Annotated in this window: 18 protein-coding genes and 2 tRNA genes; 17 read left to right on the top strand and 3 right to left on the bottom strand. The window is 40.7% G+C overall.

From position 1 onward, the window contains the following. The first annotated feature begins 55 nt into the window (after nt 1–55). The 15 genes from DDV21_RS10090 to DDV21_RS10020 all read left to right on the top strand — a co-directional run bounded on the left by DDV21_RS10090 (nt 56) and on the right by DDV21_RS10020 (nt 12,947). Entirely contained in the window at nt 56–391 is a 336-nt protein-coding gene (locus tag DDV21_RS10090) for a hypothetical protein (protein WP_162886310.1), read from the top strand. A 221-nt stretch (nt 392–612) separates the two neighbouring features. Next, complete coding sequence (locus DDV21_RS10085) at nt 613–906, top strand: LXG domain-containing protein (protein ID WP_117287799.1); 294 nt, start codon at nt 613–615, stop codon at nt 904–906. Nucleotides 907–965: 59 nt separating this feature from the next. After that, a complete protein-coding gene (locus DDV21_RS10080) occupies nt 966–2,255 on the top strand; it encodes a hypothetical protein (protein WP_241964669.1) in 1,290 nt (429 codons plus the stop codon). An 8-nt stretch (nt 2,256–2,263) separates the two neighbouring features. Next, on the top strand, nt 2,264–2,878 hold the full coding sequence (locus DDV21_RS10075; RefSeq protein ID WP_116879160.1) for a TipC family immunity protein: 615 nt from the start codon (nt 2,264–2,266) through the stop codon (nt 2,876–2,878). 131 nt (nt 2,879–3,009) lie between these two features. Beyond that, complete coding sequence (locus DDV21_RS10070; protein WP_117287798.1) at nt 3,010–4,641, top strand: T7SS effector LXG polymorphic toxin; 1,632 nt, start codon at nt 3,010–3,012, stop codon at nt 4,639–4,641. After that, nucleotides 4,634–5,272, top strand: a complete 639-nt coding sequence (locus tag DDV21_RS10065) for a TipC family immunity protein (RefSeq protein WP_116879158.1) — start codon at nt 4,634–4,636, stop codon at nt 5,270–5,272. Before DDV21_RS10070 ends, DDV21_RS10065 begins: the two co-directional genes overlap by 8 nt. A 226-nt stretch (nt 5,273–5,498) precedes the next feature. Further along, nucleotides 5,499–6,953, top strand: a complete 1,455-nt coding sequence (locus DDV21_RS10060) for a T7SS effector LXG polymorphic toxin (RefSeq protein ID WP_117287797.1) — start codon at nt 5,499–5,501, stop codon at nt 6,951–6,953. After that, nucleotides 6,943–7,452 carry a hypothetical protein gene (locus DDV21_RS10055; protein WP_116879091.1) on the top strand — a complete coding sequence of 170 codons (510 nt, stop codon included), beginning with the start codon at nt 6,943–6,945 and terminating at the stop codon, nt 7,450–7,452. The genes DDV21_RS10060 and DDV21_RS10055 overlap by 11 nt, the downstream gene beginning before the upstream one ends. A gap of 226 nt (nt 7,453–7,678) precedes the next feature. Further along, the gene (locus tag DDV21_RS10050) at nt 7,679–7,990 is read left to right on the top strand and encodes a DUF2628 domain-containing protein (RefSeq protein ID WP_116879090.1); all 312 of its coding nucleotides are present in this window, start codon (nt 7,679–7,681) and stop codon (nt 7,988–7,990) included. Between the two features lie 416 nt (nt 7,991–8,406). Continuing rightward, a tRNA-Leu gene (locus DDV21_RS10045) sits at nt 8,407–8,492 on the top strand. Nucleotides 8,493–9,017: 525 nt separating this feature from the next. After that, the gene (locus DDV21_RS10040) at nt 9,018–9,872 is read left to right on the top strand and encodes an ABC transporter ATP-binding protein (protein ID WP_116879089.1); all 855 of its coding nucleotides are present in this window, start codon (nt 9,018–9,020) and stop codon (nt 9,870–9,872) included. Beyond that, nucleotides 9,872–10,711: an ABC transporter permease gene (locus DDV21_RS10035; protein ID WP_116879088.1), complete on the top strand. Its 840-nt coding sequence runs from the start codon at nt 9,872–9,874 to the stop codon at nt 10,709–10,711. Before DDV21_RS10040 ends, DDV21_RS10035 begins: the two co-directional genes overlap by 1 nt. Before the next feature lie 141 nt (nt 10,712–10,852). Further along, nucleotides 10,853–11,308 carry a LytTR family DNA-binding domain-containing protein gene (locus DDV21_RS10030; protein ID WP_116879087.1) on the top strand — a complete coding sequence of 152 codons (456 nt, stop codon included), beginning with the start codon at nt 10,853–10,855 and terminating at the stop codon, nt 11,306–11,308. 9 nt (nt 11,309–11,317) lie between these two features. Then, on the top strand, nt 11,318–11,731 hold the full coding sequence (locus tag DDV21_RS10025) for a DUF3021 domain-containing protein (RefSeq protein WP_116879086.1): 414 nt from the start codon (nt 11,318–11,320) through the stop codon (nt 11,729–11,731). Nucleotides 11,732–12,065: 334 nt separating this feature from the next. After that, on the top strand, nt 12,066–12,947 hold the full coding sequence (locus DDV21_RS10020; protein ID WP_067063934.1) for a class II fructose-bisphosphate aldolase: 882 nt from the start codon (nt 12,066–12,068) through the stop codon (nt 12,945–12,947). A gap of 136 nt (nt 12,948–13,083) precedes the next feature. Here the strand turns inward: DDV21_RS10020 and DDV21_RS10015 are convergent, their stop codons facing one another. Next, nucleotides 13,084–13,659: a TetR/AcrR family transcriptional regulator gene (locus tag DDV21_RS10015; RefSeq protein WP_116879085.1), complete on the bottom strand. Its 576-nt coding sequence runs from the start codon at nt 13,657–13,659 to the stop codon at nt 13,084–13,086. A 127-nt stretch (nt 13,660–13,786) separates the two neighbouring features. On the opposite strand from DDV21_RS10015, the gene DDV21_RS10010 reads away from it, so the two are divergent. After that, the gene (locus tag DDV21_RS10010; protein ID WP_116879084.1) at nt 13,787–14,923 is read left to right on the top strand and encodes an alpha/beta fold hydrolase; all 1,137 of its coding nucleotides are present in this window, start codon (nt 13,787–13,789) and stop codon (nt 14,921–14,923) included. Nucleotides 14,924–15,133: 210 nt separating this feature from the next. After that, nucleotides 15,134–15,206, top strand: a tRNA-Thr gene (locus DDV21_RS10005). Between the two features lie 45 nt (nt 15,207–15,251). Here DDV21_RS10005 and DDV21_RS10000 read toward each other — a convergent pair. Together DDV21_RS10000 and DDV21_RS09995 are read right to left on the bottom strand one after the other, a co-directional pair. Further along, the gene (locus tag DDV21_RS10000; protein ID WP_117287796.1) at nt 15,252–16,508 is read right to left on the bottom strand and encodes an ISL3 family transposase; all 1,257 of its coding nucleotides are present in this window, start codon (nt 16,506–16,508) and stop codon (nt 15,252–15,254) included. Between the two features lie 584 nt (nt 16,509–17,092). Next, nucleotides 17,093–17,725 (bottom strand): GyrI-like domain-containing protein, encoded by a 633-nt coding sequence (locus tag DDV21_RS09995; RefSeq protein ID WP_116878424.1) that lies wholly within the window; start codon nt 17,723–17,725, stop codon nt 17,093–17,095.

Raw genomic sequence — 17,725 nt, 5'->3', positions numbered from 1 at the left:
AAACATGTCAGAGCAGAAAGAAAAAAAGTTAAAGCCAGAAGTTCTTGAGGAAAGGATGTTCAAACTCAGACATAATCTGGAACAAACGGAAGATGCGTATGCAGAGTTGAAAAAGACGCAGGAGAGTATTGACGAAAATTTTGAGATAGCACAATCTCAGTTACGGCAGTTGGACTATTACCAGCTTTCACATGAAGAGTCTATGAAACTTTCGACTGTCATGCAAAGACAAAATCATTTACGACAGCTGATAAGAGACCGTAATGATAAACGACTAAAAGAGTATCAAAATTCCAAAGAAAGCAACGAAAAAGAGTTGGCTAGTGTGAAAAAGACCTACTACAATCTTCTTGACAACCAGTCCGATGAAAAGAAAGATAATCAAGTTTGATTTAGGAGCAATAAAAGCATTCTCCTACCTGTTTTATTGAAATAGCGGCGAGTCAACGATTGATTAAATTTCTTTTAAGTGATAGAAAGTCATTTATTTTCTCCGATCCTTCCTATCGATACTTTTGAGCAACTGTATACTTCAGGCAAAAGCGCAGTTCTCAGAAGCTTATCCCACGTTGTGAGCTTTATCGCTAAAGAAAAAGAAAGGACAATGATTTTATGGTCAAAATGGTCTTAGGCAGCTCAGACAGCCAAGCCTCATCAGTAGCCAGTCTGGCTGATAATTATACTTCAGGCTTTAACAGTATCATCAGCGCTATAGAGAATCTAGCGAATGCGGATGGCTTAGAAGGCGAGGCTTACACCAATGTCAAAACCTACGGCAGTACCGTCGTCACTCCGCTGGCAAAAGGGTTTATTCTCTTAGCTGACGCGGCTAAGACGGATACCCAGCTTCTGCCCGACCGTTACCGCTCGATGTTGGCAGTGAGGATCTGGATGAGGATACGCTAACGGCGCAGATCAGAGCCTATCAATCGACGATCGATGCCAATAATACGACATTGGGGAAGATGGAGGCAGATGATCCCAACAAGTCCTCTGTGCAGTCGGCTGTAAACGACGACACGGCAGAGAAGGGGAAGCTGGAAGAAAAGCTGAGGAAGCTTCGGGAGTATGATGCGGCTTCATCAGGATTTTTTGATGATATTTCGGACTTGGAGACTAATATCAATACGGGTTTGTCTCAGCTCCAGACAGACGTCGCTGCTTTTAATGGCAGCTTTACTATTCCGAGTAAGAAAGCATTGAACTGGACAAAGGCCATCAATACCAAGTGGGAAAAACGGACCCTAGTCATGAATTATGTTAATACCTATGGGTTTGATATTGAGACAGCCAAGCAGATTATTCAGGTGAAGCAGGGGATTGATAAGAAATTTCCGGATATGTCTCAGGAAGAAAGAGATTATCTTTTGTTGCGAGTGCTTGGAAGTGTTTCCTATGGAGCAGTTAATGGGACAAAAGAAGAACTACTGTGGAACATGACAGCAGGGTCTCTAGGGGATTACTTTTACAAAGAAAAGTCAAACGCTAGTGGTAATAGTGTCTACCGTGAGGAGATGACTTTTGATGAAATTATGGCAGAGCTTGGTTTAAGTGATGAGGGAGCTAAGACTCTTTATAAAAATTTGACTCTGCAGCATGGATTATCCGGTGATGATAGAGATTTAAATGCCATGAGTGAATCACAACTTAGACAGTATGCCGAAGAAATATCAACTTCGTATCAGAACGATAAAGGGATAGATATTACTGTTGATGAAGTTCTGAAAGAGATTCAAAATATGTATCAAAAAGCGGACTTCACTCATCAATCTATTACTATGGCAACTCATCTACGTCCTTCATATTATCCTCTGATTAATGACCAAGTGGAAGATTTGGCAGGTTGGGAAGGTGATACCACCAAAAATGCCAATGAAAGAGATCCAAGTATCGCAATTGATGACTATTTAGCGGATTTAGATGCTGTCAATATTGTGAATCGTATGGATTCTGAATCCGGGCAATCCTATATGGAAGCTTTCAATGCCTATCATAAAGATTTGGAGAAAGGAAAGACGAGCCGAGAGGCGGAATTCAAACAAAATGTAGACGTCAAGGAAGTAAAAACGACTATTTTTTCCAGTTTAATACCTAATGGTTTATCTGGGAAAGTAGCTGGAGTAGACCCAACAACTGGAACGATTATCTATGCACCGGCTTCAGAAGAAGAAAAGATGGCTTATCTTAAAGATAATCACGAAGGCTCATATAACTTCATCAAGAGCTTGGAAGATGAAGAAAACCAATTTGAATAGGTGGAGTGATGAAAAAGAAAGCATTTTTATTAGTGAGTTTAGTTGCCATTGTTATAGTCGTGGGCTTACTTGGCTACCGATGGTCAGTTCGTAGGAATTTGAAGAATCCGTTTGATGAGATGGTTTATTCGGAAACACAGTCAACAAAAGTAACACTTTTTACCCCACTAAGTACGGTTGTTAATAGTGATAGACACTTTAAAGCGGACGATGATTTTGTTACTCTGAACTATGACAGTGATTTGCTTAATGGTGGTGAATTGATGTATGCCTTTATGTCTAAGTCAGTATTATCGTTTACCTATGATAAAGAAATTGAAGAAGGTATTAAATTAGTTATTGTATATAGCTATAGCCCTGACAAGACTACAATAACTCAAAAAATTTATTTATCCGATCAAACCGGGGAAGAGACGATTTATAAGGGAGAAGAGTTATTAGAAAAATTATCTATATATGGCAAAGACGTAGACTGGCTTGAATCCACCAGCCAGAAAGTGTTGGAAGAGTATATCTTAGGGCTTTGGTTTGAAAAAGGCAGCGGCAGGTATTCGCTTGAGAATTTAGGGGACTTAAAAATTCAGTATGATGAGGTGTTAAACAAAGGGAGCCATGAGGAGTAGGCAATCAAACTAAGGGAAATCATTCTACCTATATTAAAGCTGTTTAGGCGAAATCAGAGATTTTTGGCTTACCGCCATTTTCATACGGCTATTTAAACAGCCTTTGTATCTTATGAAAGGACAATGATTTTATGGTCAAAATGGTCTTAGGCAGCTCAGACAGCCAAGCCTCATCAGTAGCCAGTCTGGCTGATAATTATACTTCAGGCTTTAACAGTATCATCAGCGCTATAGAGAATCTAGCGAATGCGGATGGCTTAGAAGGCGAGGCTTACACCAATGTCAAAACCTACGGCAGTACCGTCGTCACTCCGCTGGCAAAAGGGGTTATTCTCTTAGCTGATGCCGCTAAGACGGATACCCAGCTTCTGCCCGACCGTTACCGCTCGGATGTTGGCAGTGAGGATCTGGATGAGGATACGCTAACGGCGCAGATCAGTGCCTATCAATCTACGATCGATGCCAATAATACGACATTGGGGAAGATGGAGGCAGATGATCCCAACAAGTCCTCTGTGCAGTCGGCTGTAAACGACGACACGGCAGAGAAGGGGAAGCTGGAAGAAAAGCTGAGGAAGCTTCGGGAGTATGATGCGGCTTCATCAGGATTTTTTGATGATATTTCGGACTTGGAGACTAATATCAATACGGGTTTGTCTCAGCTCCAGACAGACGTCGCTGCTTTTAATGGCAGCTTTACTATTCCGAGTAAGAAAGCATTGAACTGGACAAAGGCCATCAATACCAAGTGGGAAAAACGGACCCTAGTCATGAATTATGTTAATACCTATGGGTTTGATATTGAGACAGCCAAGCAGATTATTCAGGTGAAGCAGGGGATTGATAAGAAATTTCCGGATATGTCTCAGGAAGAGAAGGATTACCTGCTATTGCTTCTGCTAGGGCAAACTACTACAGAATATGATAATTTTCTTTGGCATAACACGGCAGGAAATTTTCGTGATTATTTTAATAACGTTTCTGATGTAGAAGATGCATATAAAGAATTAGGTTTAACAGATGAGGAAACTAAGAAATTAGTTTATAATCTTCGTATTCAGCATGAAGTCACTTCTGGTGCCTATGATGATTATGAGCATTTATCTTCTGAGCAAAGAAAAAATTTTAAAAAAAGTGCAGAAGAAGCATACGGCATAACGATGACAGACACAGAATTTCAAGAATTTTGGAACGAAAAATATTCTAGTTTTAGAGCTAAAGGGAATGATGAGGAAACCTCAAAAGGAGTTCCCGGTCCTGGTAATAATGCTGATTTTACGCATCAATCAATGACTATGGCCACTCACTTAAAGCCAGATTTTGCTTTGGCTCATTTATTAGGTGGAAAGGATAACGCAGAAGATTTAGCCGGTTGGGAAGGTGATACAACTACAAATGCAGAGAAAACTCCTAGTATTGGTAATGATGACTATAAATCTGATTTGGATTCGGTTAATATTGTTGAAAGAATGAAGAAAAATAACCAAAGCTATCTAGAAGCAAGTAATGATTATTATCATGAACTTGAATCAGGTAAAACTAACCGTGCGGATGAGTTTACGAATCATCAAAGCCTTGATGAAGTTAAGGATACAATTTTTAGAAGTCTAGTTCCTCAAAAAGTTTATCAAATTGCTCCAGATGTTTGGGGAACAAAAGATAGAACAGAAGAAGAAAGTATGACTTATCTTAAGGAGAATTACCCAGAGTCTTATAATTTTATTAAGAGTTTAGAGCAAAGTAAAGGAGATCTTAATGAGTAAACAAAAAGGTTATTTAATAAAAAAGGTTCTCCTTCTTGCTGCTTTACTGCTGATATGTTTAGGAGGTGTAGTGACTGCTATGAGTTGGGGTACTAGAAAAGAAAATATTTTTGAAGAAATGTATTACAATGAATATTACAGTGCTACTAAATGGTTTTTTTATCCTAAATTTGCTTGGCGAAAGGCTGAGAATATTGCTGGCCAAGAGGCAACTACTCTAAATTCAATGAATGAGACGAATGAACAATACCAGGCGGATGCTGTTTCAGATCAATTAGAAAAACTAAACCTCTCCTTTCGTTTTCCAGATGGGGAAGCAAAGAATGGGACTGTCTCTATTTTGATGGTATTCAAGTTATCTAATTCTGAAAATGTACATGTGAATTATCTCTATTCTTTAAAAGAAAAGACATTGGTACAATCAATTTCTGAATTCATTGATCATCAGGAATTGACGAATAAAGAGATAATACAATCTAACCTTAAAGCAGCTGGTAGCAGTTTGGAACAGATAGAACAATTGGGTAATAATTTTTTAAAAAATACAGTGCTTAGGGATTGGTGTTTAGTTTACGATAGCCGTTTCTCAGTTGATGACTGGGGTGATGTCAAAGTAGTGACGAAGTGGTAAAGAACGGTGATAAAGCTATTTAGGCGAAATCGGAGATTTTTGGCTCAGCGCCATTTTCATACGGATTTTTAAACAGCCGTTGTATCTTGGTGGAATTGAACACGGCCTAAACGCTGCGAGAAAAAGGCAGTCCTCCCTTGAGTCTTTAGTGACTCGGCGGTCAGGCTCCTATTTTCTCTTTGCGTTTTTAAACGGCCTTTGTATCTTATGAAAGGACAATGATTTTATGGTCAAAATGGTCTTAGGCAGTTCAGACAGCCAAGCTTCTTCAGTAGCCAGTCTGGCTGACAATTATACTTCAGGCTTTAGCAGTATCATCAGCGCTATAGAGAATCTAGCGAATGCGGATGGCTTAGAAGGCGAGGCTTACACCAATGTCAAAACCTACGGCAGTACCGTCGTCACTCCGCTGGCAAAAGGGTTTATTCTCTTAGCTGATGCCGCTAAGACGGATACCCAGCTTCTGCCCGACCGTTACCGCTCGGATGTTGGCAGTGAGGATCTGGATGAGGATACGCTAACGGCGCAGATCAGTGCCTATCAATCTACGATCGATGCCAATAATACGACATTGGGGAAGATGGAGGCAGATGATCCCAACAAGTCCTCTGTGCAGTCGGCTGTAAACGACGACACGGCAGAGAAGGGGAAGCTGGAAGAAAAGCTGAGGAAGCTTAGGGAGTACGATGCGGCTTCATCAGGTTTTTTTGATGATATTGCGGACTTGGAGACTAATATCAATACGGGTTTGTCTCAGCTCCAGACAGACGTTGCTGCTTTTAATGGCAGCTTTACTATTCCGAGTAAGAAAGCATTGAACTGGACAAAGGCCATCAATACCAAGTGGGAAAAACGGACCCTAGTCATGGATTATGTTAATACCTATGGGTTTGATAGAGCTACTGCGGAAACTCTTTATAAGCTGCAAGAAGGAATTCTAGAAAAAGCTGATAAGGAGAATTGGAGCAATAAGAAAGTTTTGTATGAATATAACCGACTGATTGCTTCCTTCGCACCAGACAGCTATGTTTCCACTCGCTGGAAAGCGATTTGCGGAACAGAAGAAAAGGAGGAACGGGATAAGCTATGTAAAGAATATGGATTATCAAGCGGAGATATCGAGACTCTTGAAAAGGGAATTGTAACACAACATACAGATTCCGAGGTTTCCAAGGACTTTGCCCACGAGGCGGTTCAGATTGCCGCTTTTACAGAGGAGAGCTGGGATTTTATTTCAACAGATAATGCGGTTCATAACTTATCCCATATAGTTAATGAAGGCTTAGAACATGAGGAAATCTCTTTTAAAGGTGATGTGGATTCTGGGCGATACAGCGACTCAGATTTTAATTCTGACTTAGATGCTATTAATTATTATAAACGGGCAACTGCAGATAAGGCCGACAGAGATGATATTTTTACGATTGGTGCGGACTATAATTCCGGTATTTCTGATAACAGTATCAATCGTGTCAATGAATTTTATGACAATTACGATTATTCTGGTATTATTTTTGGCTGGGGCAAGAAATCAGGTGAAGATGTTGTGGAAGATATTATTGAAGACGAAACTATTGGAAGCAACCATATTTCGTCACCGTATAGCGATGACGAAAAAGAAAAGCATAAAAAAGATTTCTATGATTATTTAGAACGAGGAGAGAAGAAAAATGTCAAGTAAACGAAAAAAACACCTTATTCTGAGCATTTTTATGCTTCTCCCTCTTTTAGCCGGAGGACTGCTTTGGGGTTATCTCCACTATCAATCGGGCGCTTTTCAGAGAGCTTATGAGCACGGCAACACCTATGAGCAGCTGAACAGTTTAATGAACACCACCCGCTATGCGGAAGCAGTTCGACAAGCTGGTTATGACGTTGATAACTATGGCCTTAAGATGAATAATCGGATTGATAGTTTAACGACTAAGACGAAACCTGCGGTTGTCATTAGTGTGCCGACAAAGAGCGGCGTGTTTGCTCGTATGGATATTAATGCAGATGAGGATCTTATGCTGGAATTTGATGAGAGGATGAAACTGAAGACTATTGTTTATGGAAAAGGTAGTGAAAATCTACACAACAATGAAATTCCCAAAGACGACCGCGATAAGTATGAAGCATTTGTCCGTGAAGCCATGGAAAAGACGATTGAGGACATTCATGACAGTATGTCTTCCTAGAGAAAATGCTGAGGAGAAAAATGCCAAATTCTAGGCAAATTTTCAATCATTTGCCATTTTTTATCCCTCGTGCTGATTCCGATTTTTCTCATACATCTAGTATAACCGGTGGAGCATCATCGCTTTCGAATGATAATCCTTTTTTAAAATAAACAGAACTCTTTTCAAAAAAGCACAATTTTGTTATAATATTACCATTATTATTTGAAGGAGTTTTTTTAGTTAAATGAAGGTTACATTAAAAAACAAAGAAAATGAAGAGAAAAAGGTTCCAATTGGAATAAGCTGGACAACTTTCTTTTTCGGCCCCTTTGTTCCTTTATTTAGACGTGATTGGAAATGGTTTGGGATTATGCTAGGTGTTACTTTTGTTGTAGCCGCCATTTTTATAGCTTTAGATATTGAAACTGGTGGCGGTGTCGTAGGTGTTGCTTTTTCTTTTATTTATAACCGACTTTATTGTCAAGACCTGCTCAAAAAAGGTTGGCAGCCAGCCACTGAAGAAGATACCCAGCTTATTAATGAAAAAGTTAATTGATAGTTTTTGGCTATCAGGCCTTTGATACCTAGTGTCAATAAATTAATAGTTAACCTCAGTAAAGCAGGGAAGCACCCCCCAAAGTTTTTAGTAGTTTGATTTTAATTCTATTTGAAAAAGACAATATTCTAAAAAAACAGCTACTGTTAGCATAAAAAATCTGCTGCTGTTAATGAAAAATGATTATAATTGCAGTGAGGAAGCCAGTCTTTCTTAGCCTGCCAGTCTTTATATTATTGCTCTAAAACAGCTTCAATCATTTGCCATTTTTCAGTTCCTTTGTGCCGAGCCTAATCTTTCTCAGTCATCCAGTATTCCAGTGGGACATTTTTACTTTTGAATAATGGAGGAATGATTTAAAAAATTAGGGGGTTGACAATGGCAACTGCAGCTGATATAATGATTTATGTTGCTGAGCGGGAATGGCGGAATTGGCAGACGCGCAGGACTAAGGATCCTGTGACCGCTTTAGGTCGTGAGGGTTCAAGTCCCTCTTTCCGCAAATAACAGTTAGCTTATTTACTGATTAGAAAGTGAAGAGCTCACATCTGAAAAGAGACCGGTCCCGGTCTCTTTTATTTTATCGGGATATACAAAGGCCGTTAAGAAATCCGTGTGAGATGGGCTATCTGCAAAATTAAGGATTTCGCAGGTACACACCTGCTAGGACGACTAGGGAGCGGGACAGGCTCCCAGACCATAAGGTTTGATATCTCATCCCGAAAAGCCTAGCAGACATTTTAAAGCTTTGAAACAGTGAGTAGAGAGTTAGTAGGCCACTGCGTCTTGTACATCATACCAACAAAGTTTAAGGGCTAATTCTTAATTTCGTTTTAAGGTGTCTGTGGCTGCCGGTAAGTGAGAAAGGGGAGAGGATCTCAAATCGTAAGATTTTCTCCCCCTTTTTATTTTACTCCCAAGATGTTATCAGCTGTCTACCGCTTACCATCATTTTTTAGCCGCTTATCGAAAAAATCCTCCGCACAGGTTTCCTTTTTGTTAGGATAAGGGTGTGGAGGACAGAGATATGCTTATAGAAACTCAAAACATAACCAAACAATATGGAGATAAAACTGTTGTCAGTCAATTAAATGTACAGATTCCTAAAGGCAGTTTAGTGGCTTATTTAGGAACTAATGGCGCGGGCAAATCGACAACGATTAAGATGCTGACGGGATTAACTAAACCGACTTCGGGACGTATTGTTTCTGCTACAGGCATCAAGATTGGGATTGTTTTTCAGGACAGTGTGCTGGACAGTGAGTTGACAGTTGAGGCTAATTTGAACCATAGAGCCGGACTTTATCGGGGACTTGATCAGGTTTGGCTGCGGGATTTATTTAAGCTGACCGGACTGCAGGGGCTGCTCAGTCAGAAATACGGAAAGCTTTCCGGCGGCCAGCGCCGGCGTGTTGACATCGCACGGGCCCTGCTTAATAAGCCGGATTTGCTTTTTTTAGATGAACCAACAACTGGCCTCGATGTTCAGACACGTCAGATGATTTGGGAATTGCTCTATCGTTTAAAGCAAGAACAGGGTCTAACAATCTTTCTGACAACACATTATCTGGAGGAAGCCGAAAATGCAGAAGTGACTTATGTCATTGATAAAGGGAAGATTCTTGCGCAGGGGAAAGCTTCTGACTTAATCCAGCAGTATGCTAAAAACCAGCTGCGTCTGTTTTTGAAGGAGAAGCGGCTGGCTGCAGATTTACCGTATACAATGACCGAGACTGCTTTTGGTTATACAGCAGAAGGCCTGACTTCTCAGGAAGCACTTGAAGTCCTTGAAAGCTGTAAAGCTGTTCTTGATGATTTTGATTTCAAACGAGGCACAATCAATGAAGCCTTTGTAGCTATTACAGGAAGGGAGATTAGCTGATGATAGTCACAGTCAAAAGAAATTTAGCCCTCTATTTCAGCAGTAAAAGCAGCGTTTTTTTCTCGTTGATGGGAGCATGGATTGCCTTTGCATTGTACCTTATTTTTCTGCAGAAAAATATGCTGGATAATTGGAAGACTCTGCCCGATGCGGAGCTTGTTCTGGATAAGTGGGTGATGGCAGGAACACTGGCAGTGACCAGTATCACAACAACATGGACTGGTATTGTTCGCATGATCCGGGACAAAGAAAGCCAGAGGTTTGCGGATTTTTTGCTGACAGATACCTCTGCCTTTAAGCTGAATTTAGGCTATTTTATCAGTGCGGCTCTTATTGGGATGCTGATGCAGATTATGATGTTTACGATAATGGTCCTTTATTTTTACTGGCAGGATGGTTTGACTATAGAACTGCTGCAGGCCGCAAAACTACTGGGAGTTATGCTGATCAGCTCGATTTTGGCTGCCAGCCTGAGTCTGCTGCTGGGACAGTTATTTCAGTCGACTGAAGCAGCCGAACGTTTTTCTGTTATTATCGGAACAGCTTCCGGTTTCTTAGTTGGTGTCTACGTGCCGATAGGTACTCTGCCAGATTTTGCTCAGCAGCTGATCAAGGTAACACCAGCCGCCTATGCTGCTGCAGCCAGCCGTCAAATCTTACTGACAGATTACCATTGGGGACAGTCAGCCGGAACTATTAAAGCCTATCTGGGGGTTGGCCTTAAATGGGATCGCTTAACAAGCCTGAATCAAAATATAGCTGCAATGGTTGGAGTTATTCTTCTCAGCTTTATGGTATTAGGTCTCTTTCAATTTGTGAAAAAAACACTTTTACGGTAAACTGATAAAGAAAGCGGCTGTACGGCAGACAGTAAGTTTTACAGCTAAAAACATCCTTTTGCTATCCTGTGATACTTTATTTATCCTAGCAGCAACCGCTTTTGAAACAGAAAAATTATAAAAGAGTAGAAGGAGACTTCTATGGATTACCGTTTTGAAGAAGATTACAATCTGTCTCCGAATGAAATTGATATTACTGTGCGCAGCCGCAGCTTAACGGCTGAAGTTCAGGGCGTGCTGACTTATTTAAGCCGTTATGAAGCAAAAGCACCGTCCATTATCCCTTTGAAAACAAAGGACCGGATGGAAATGCTGAAAGTTGATGAGCTGGTGGTTGTTGATGTCGATGCTGACAGCTTAATTTTAGAGACTTTAAAGGGCCGTTATATGATTACGGAAAGACTTTATAAATTTAAGGAGCGGCTTAATAATCCTGATTTTATTCAAGTGTCTAAGCATGGTCTGATAAACATCAATCACCTGCAGGCCTTGGAGGCCAGCTTTTCCGGCAATATGCTGGCGATTTTAACAGGTAAGCGTAAGGCCGATGTCAGCCGCCGCTATCTGCGTCATTTGGAAAATGCTTTAGGATTGTGAGGAAGAGATATGAAAAACACTTGGAAAACTGCTGTCCTGTATTTTTTAATCGGAGTCGGTCTTGGCGGTCTGAGCTATTCCGCAACATTAGTACTTAATGGCGCAGAGAATCAAACGGTTGCACAGATTGTCAACGTCGTTTGGATCAGCGGTTTGATCGGCTTGATAAGTATGATTTTTGAGTTGGAACGTCCCAACTTTGCTTGGCAGCTGTTTCTGCACTTCTTAGGCGTGTGCGGTCTGGTAGCTCTTCTTAATTACCTGAATAATCTCACCTCGGATATTTTTGATTTGAGTTTTTTGGGGAAATATGCTGCTACCTACTTAATCATTTGGATTGTGGTTTATTTTGTTTTTTATAACAGGGTCCACCATATTAACCGAAAACTTCAAGAAAGACAGTCAGAGGATCTAAAGCGCTGAATTTCCCGAGACAAACAGTTTCTTTTAGGCTCTCATTTGATTTTGCTGGTACAGCTGATAATGAAAAAATGGTTCGCTTTCTTTACCGAAAATTAGCTGTATGGCATTTGACAAAAGACCTTGGGAAAATTCGGCCGTCTGGCTTTTACCGCCATAGGAAGCTGTGTTTAACTGTCAGTGGTAACCTAGGCGGGGGATGAGGAACCGTATGGACAAGGCTGCCTGCGATTGGAAAATATACGGGTCTTTTAAATTTAGCTGGCTATTTTACTAAAAAAGTGATAAAATGAACACGTAATGGGTTTAACCCAAAAAATAAATAGGAGGCCTTACAATGGCAATCGTTTCAGCAGAGAAATTTGTCCAAGCAGCGCGTGACAACGGTTATGCAGTTGGCGGATTTAACACAAACAACTTGGAATGGACACAGGCTATCTTGCGTGCAGCAGAAAGCAAACAAGCGCCGGTTCTTATCCAAACTTCCATGGGTGCAGCCAAATATATGGGCGGCTACAAGCTTTGTAAACAGCTTATTGAAAACCTCGTTGAATCAATGGGGATTACTGTACCAGTTGCTATTCACCTTGACCACGGTCACTATGAAGATGCCCTTGAATGTATCGAAGTCGGCTATACCTCAATTATGTTTGACGGTTCACACCTGCCGGTAGAAGAAAACCTTGCTAAAACAAAAGAAGTTGTTGAATTGGCACATGCTAAAGGTGTGTCAGTTGAAGCCGAAGTCGGAACAATCGGCGGTGAAGAAGACGGTATCATCGGTAAGGGTGAACTGGCACCGATTGAAGATGCTAAAGCAATGGTTGAAACAGGCATTGACTTCTTGGCTGCCGGTATTGGAAATATTCATGGTCCATACCCAGATAACTGGGAAGGTCTTGCACTTGACCACCTTGAAAAATTAGCAGCAGCAGTTCCAGGTTTCCCAATCGTTCTGCATGGCGGTTCAGGTATTCCTGATGACCAAATTCAGGCTGCTATCAAACTTGGTGTGGCTAAAGTGAATGTGAACACTGAAAGTCAAATCGCCTTTTCAAATGCAACTCGCGAATTTGCCCGCAACTACGATGCAAATGAAGCTGAATACGATAAGAAGAAGCTTTTTGACCCGCGTAAATTCTTGGCACCAGGTATCAAAGCTGTTCAAGGTGCTGTTGAAGAACGTATCGATGTCTTTGGCTCAGAAAACAAAGCATAAGCAGCTTTGGCAAGCGCTGTAAAAAAGTGAAAAATCCTGAAATCATCGATTTCAGGATTTTTTGTGTACAGAATTTTCCCGCTGCAAGCTGGCATAGTGCTTATTTTTATGTTCTGCAGTCTAAAGATAGACGTTTTTATGGCTGTAAATCAAAAGTTTGCTGAATTTTACTGAAAAGCAGGGAAAGATTGCGGGCGATTTCTGCGGCCGGTCTGGCGGGCTCTTCCAAAAGCCAATGGCTGATGATATTGAAATAACCGCCTGTGATAAAATGGAGGATATCCTGCAGATCTGCTTGGGAATGTGATGGCTGAACATGCCAGGGAGCATTGATAGAACGGTAAAGGGGAACTGCTTCCTGATTGTACCTCTCAATCAGGAGATGGAATTTTTGACTGCTGATAAGCAGCCGCAGCTTTTCCCGATTGTCCCAAAAGAAGTTCAAGGTCACCATCAGCATATCTTCAAAAGAAGACTGAGCTAAAATATCATCTTTTAAAAGATAATAGCTCTGCAGCAAGCCATCCAAGTATACCTGCAAAATATCTTCTTTATTAGCAAAATAGCGGTAAAAGGTGCGTCTTGATATTTGTGAGAGATCAAGAATTTCATTGACGGTTATCTCATCAAAATGATTATCTTTTAGCAGTGTGAAAACTGCTTCAATAATCTGTGTTTTCGAATAAAGGCTTTGTCTTTCTTTGCCGTTCATCTGGGCGCCCTCCTGCCATTATTTCAGTAATTTGTAGCACTTCTTGTGAAGACCTTGTATTTGTTTTTCATCATGCTATGATCATAATGTGACACAATTATAGCACTTTTTAAAAGGAGAAAACAATATGATAAAACAGTATACAGGAATTTTGCTGTTTGATTTTCAAATTTTGAGATTGACAGGACCGCTCAAAAGCAAGTACCGAGAAGTAGAAGCGGATTTATTAGAAATTGGACAGTCCGTCCATGACTTTGAATCATGGTACCAATGGTGGAATCAAAAGGCAAGAAGCTATGAAAAGCAAGGCCTGTTGGAAGTTGCGATGACCTATTATCGGTCTTCTTTATTCTTCCTCTCCTTTTTAGATAAGAGAAAAGCTGATGCTTATCAGTGCTTCAGGCACTGTTTTGAACGGTTTTACGAGAATGCTGATTTGCAGTATGACAGTGTCCCTTATGAGCAGGGAGTGCTGCCGGCGGTCTGGCTGAAAAAAGCTGAGTTCAGCAAAACTTTATTGGTTATTGGAGGCTTTGACTCCTATATGGAAGAGCTGGTCTCTTGGTTTTTACCTCTGCAGGAGGAGCTGCAATGCAACCTTTTAATTTTTGACGGCCCCGGACAAGGCTTTGTGCCAGCGCAAAAACTTTATTTTCAAGCAGATTATGAAAAGGTTGTTGCGGCTGTCTTAGATTATTTTAAGTTGGACAGTGTTGCAGCAATCGGAGTGTCATGGGGCGGCAGCTTTGTCTTAAGAGCGGCGGCTTTTGAAAAACGCATAAAGCTGTGTATCTGTTTCGATATTTTCTATTCAGCCATGGATGCTTTGCGTTTACAGACCAGTGCTGCCGAGTTTACTCTCTTGAAAACCGGCTTATTCTTAAGGCAAAGAGCTTTAATTAATGCTGTCATTGCCCATAAGGCCAAAAATAACACCAGTCTGTCCTGGATGCTGATGCACGGTCAAGGAATAACAGGAGAAAAGACAGCTTATGACTTTATCCGCAATATCAGTGCTCACACTATTGACCGTCAGTTGGGGCTGATTGAACAAAGCTGTCTCTTATTAGCAGGAAGTCAGGATATGTACGTCCCTTCTTACCGTTTAGAAGAGCTTAAAAATAAACTCGTTCAGGCAAAAAGTGTTCAGACCTCTTTTTTTACTGAAAAAACCGGAGGCAGTCTTCACTGTCAGATTGACAATATTCAGCGGGCACTGAATGCCATTTGCCAATTTATTAACCAGCATAAAAATGAGTTCTAACAATTAAAATCGGTATCCAGCCAGAGACAGAAGCGGCCGACTATTTCACAAAAACCAGCTAAGGCAGTCTTTCAAATAGAAGCAATTCGTTTGGGCGTTTCTTAAGATAAGACCTGCCTTCCGCTGAAAGGAACTTTCAGAAATGAATGAAAAAGAAATATTTGACAATCTTCAAAAAAATGATAAAATGGTATCTGTTGAGTGGCTGAAGCCGACTTAGCTCAGCTGGCAGAGCAACGCACTCGTAACGCGTAGGTCGCAGGTTCGACCCCTGCAGTCGGCATTACAAAATAAAGGCTCACTGTCAACTGTAGTGGGTGACTTATAGCTAAGCCCGAGAGAGAATCAGAGAGGTTCTCTCTTTTTGAATGTTCAAAGCGATTAGAATTTTAGTTTTAAAGTTTTTGAAGTTCCTAAAACCAAAGGCATTTCGCTTAATGTCTTTGATAATCTTATTGGTAGCTTCGAGTTTGGCGTTGGAGTAGGGGAATTCAAGGGCGTTGATAATCTCTTTTTTGTATTTCTTGAAGGTCTTAAAGGTCGTTTGAAGCACTGAGTTGACCGTGCCCATGTGTTCTTCGATCAGTTCGAAAAAGTACTTGGAATTCTTTTGCTGAAAATGGAATAAGAGCAGCTGATAAAGATCATAGTAATAGCGAAGTTCGTCTGAGAGATTTAATGTTTTCTCAATGATTTCACGAGGTGTTAAAGTCTGTCTGAAAGTTCGTGAATAGAAGGGTTTGTCAGAGAGCTTCCGACTCTCTTTTTGGAAGAGTCGCCAGTGATTTTTTAAGGCACGATAAGGTAATGAGCCTTTATCAAAGGTTTTCATGATGGCAATTCTGGTAGCCAACATAGCACGTCCTAGGTGCTGCACAATGTGGAAACGGTCCAACACAATCTTGGCGTTTGGAAATAATCTTTTGATTAGGGGGATATAGCTTCCAGACATGTCTGCGGTCACGACCTTAACCTGCTCACGACCCTTTCGAGAGTACTTAAAAAAGTGGTTCTTGATAGTTGTTTGCCGGTTGTTGTCTAAAATGGCCATAATCTTTTTGGTTTGAAAATCTTGAGCGATAAAAGCGAGTTTTCCTTTTTGATAAGAGAATTCATCCCAGGATAAGACCTCAGGAAGTCTTGAAAAGTCCTCTTTGAAGGTCAATAGTTCTAACTGTCGTTGGACGGCAGAAACGGAGATATGAAGGGCTTTAGCGATGTCTGTATTGGTCCGTTTTTCGGTATGAAGTTGGGTGATTTTCTGGCAGACAGGATGTGAGATTTGGTGATTCTTCTTAACCAAACTTGTTTGAGCGACTCTGACTTTACGGCAGGACTTGCATTGGAAGCGTCTTTTTTTGAGTTTAAGGAGGGTTGGCATGCCTTGGATATCTAAGATTGGAATGGTTGATGGCTTTTGGAAATCATATTTAATCATGTGGTGATTACAGAGAGGACACTGTTTTGGTGGATAATCCAGCATAGCGTTGATGACAATATGACTATCGTATTTAACAGCACTCCCTATGATGATATTTGGGTCTTTCATTCCGATTAATTCTGTGGTATGCTTAAGATGTTCCATATGAGCCTTTCTAATGAGTTGTTTGAACGCTTTTCATTATAAGTCATATGGGATTTTTTTTCTACAGTCAAAAAGCTCCATAATCTCCAGAGTGGAGTTACCCACTACAGAAATTATAGAGCCGAAATAAACCTAAAAAGAGTGGGACGACAAAATCGAAATCGTCATTGTTATGACAATTTAACGGTTTTGTCCCACTCTTTTTTTGTTTTAGCTGGCCAACCTTTATTCCTTTATTTCAAAGTTCCTGAAGTGTTCTTAATGAACAGGTAGTATATTGACCTTTCAGTAAAGGTGACACTAAAAAACGATTTTAAATGATGATTACCAGCCTTTCAGTATTTATTTCACCTCTGCTGTTTTGGATTTTACGGCAATTGTTTTTGTTCATTTTTCGGTCCTTATCCTTGCCTGACAGCCGTTCCGCTGTGTTGTTACTTCTAAATTCGAAATGCTGCTGCCAGATGAATGCATGGCTAACTTAGTGTCCTCACTGTTTCCAAAAACAGTTTGGATTTGTTCAGCCAGCCTCCCCAAAAATACTCTAGTCAGAAGCTAAGGTGTTTAAGTTTTAATCTTTCAGTCTAGTGCTTGCGTATGGGATGTCTGATGATAGTTTTCAGTTTTTCGGGAGCCACTTTTCTGGCATCACTCAGATAAATCTCGTGATGCAGCCGCTTGTCTGTGATATCAAGCGTGTATCCCTGCTTTTCCATAAACTCATGCATTAATAAAATGGTAGCGGGTTCCTCATCGTATGGGCCAACATGCAGACATTGGACAGCCAGTCCCTCTTCATAAGTTAAAAGCTCAACCTTAGAGAAGTCTGTTTTCTTTTTCTTTGCTGCCTCTTCAATCGCCCATTTAAAATCAGTCTGTGTCACAAAATCCGGAAGACGGATTACGGATATCCAATTGAAGTCATCTTTATGGGCGTAGTCAATACTGTTTGCGCCTTCCTGCCACCAAAAGCCCTCAAGCGGCGGGACAACATAATTGAAGTATCCTTCAATGCGATGACTGCCTTTTTTGCTCATTTTGATGGTGAAAGCGACTCCGTAGAGCAGACCGATAGACTGTTTGTAGAAACCGTCTGTGTCATTTGGATCGCCTTGTCCGCGAACAGCCATATAATTCATGCTTGGCACATTGACAATACTGGGTTTGTTCTTTGGCATATAGAATTCTTTATATTCTTTTTTGTAGTCAAACACCAT

It is taken from the genome of Streptococcus chenjunshii, from assembly GCF_003086355.1.
Classification (GTDB): domain Bacteria; phylum Bacillota; class Bacilli; order Lactobacillales; family Streptococcaceae; genus Streptococcus; species Streptococcus chenjunshii.
Note: the sequence above shows the minus strand (reverse complement) of the source record. Positions and strands in the feature narration are given on the sequence as shown.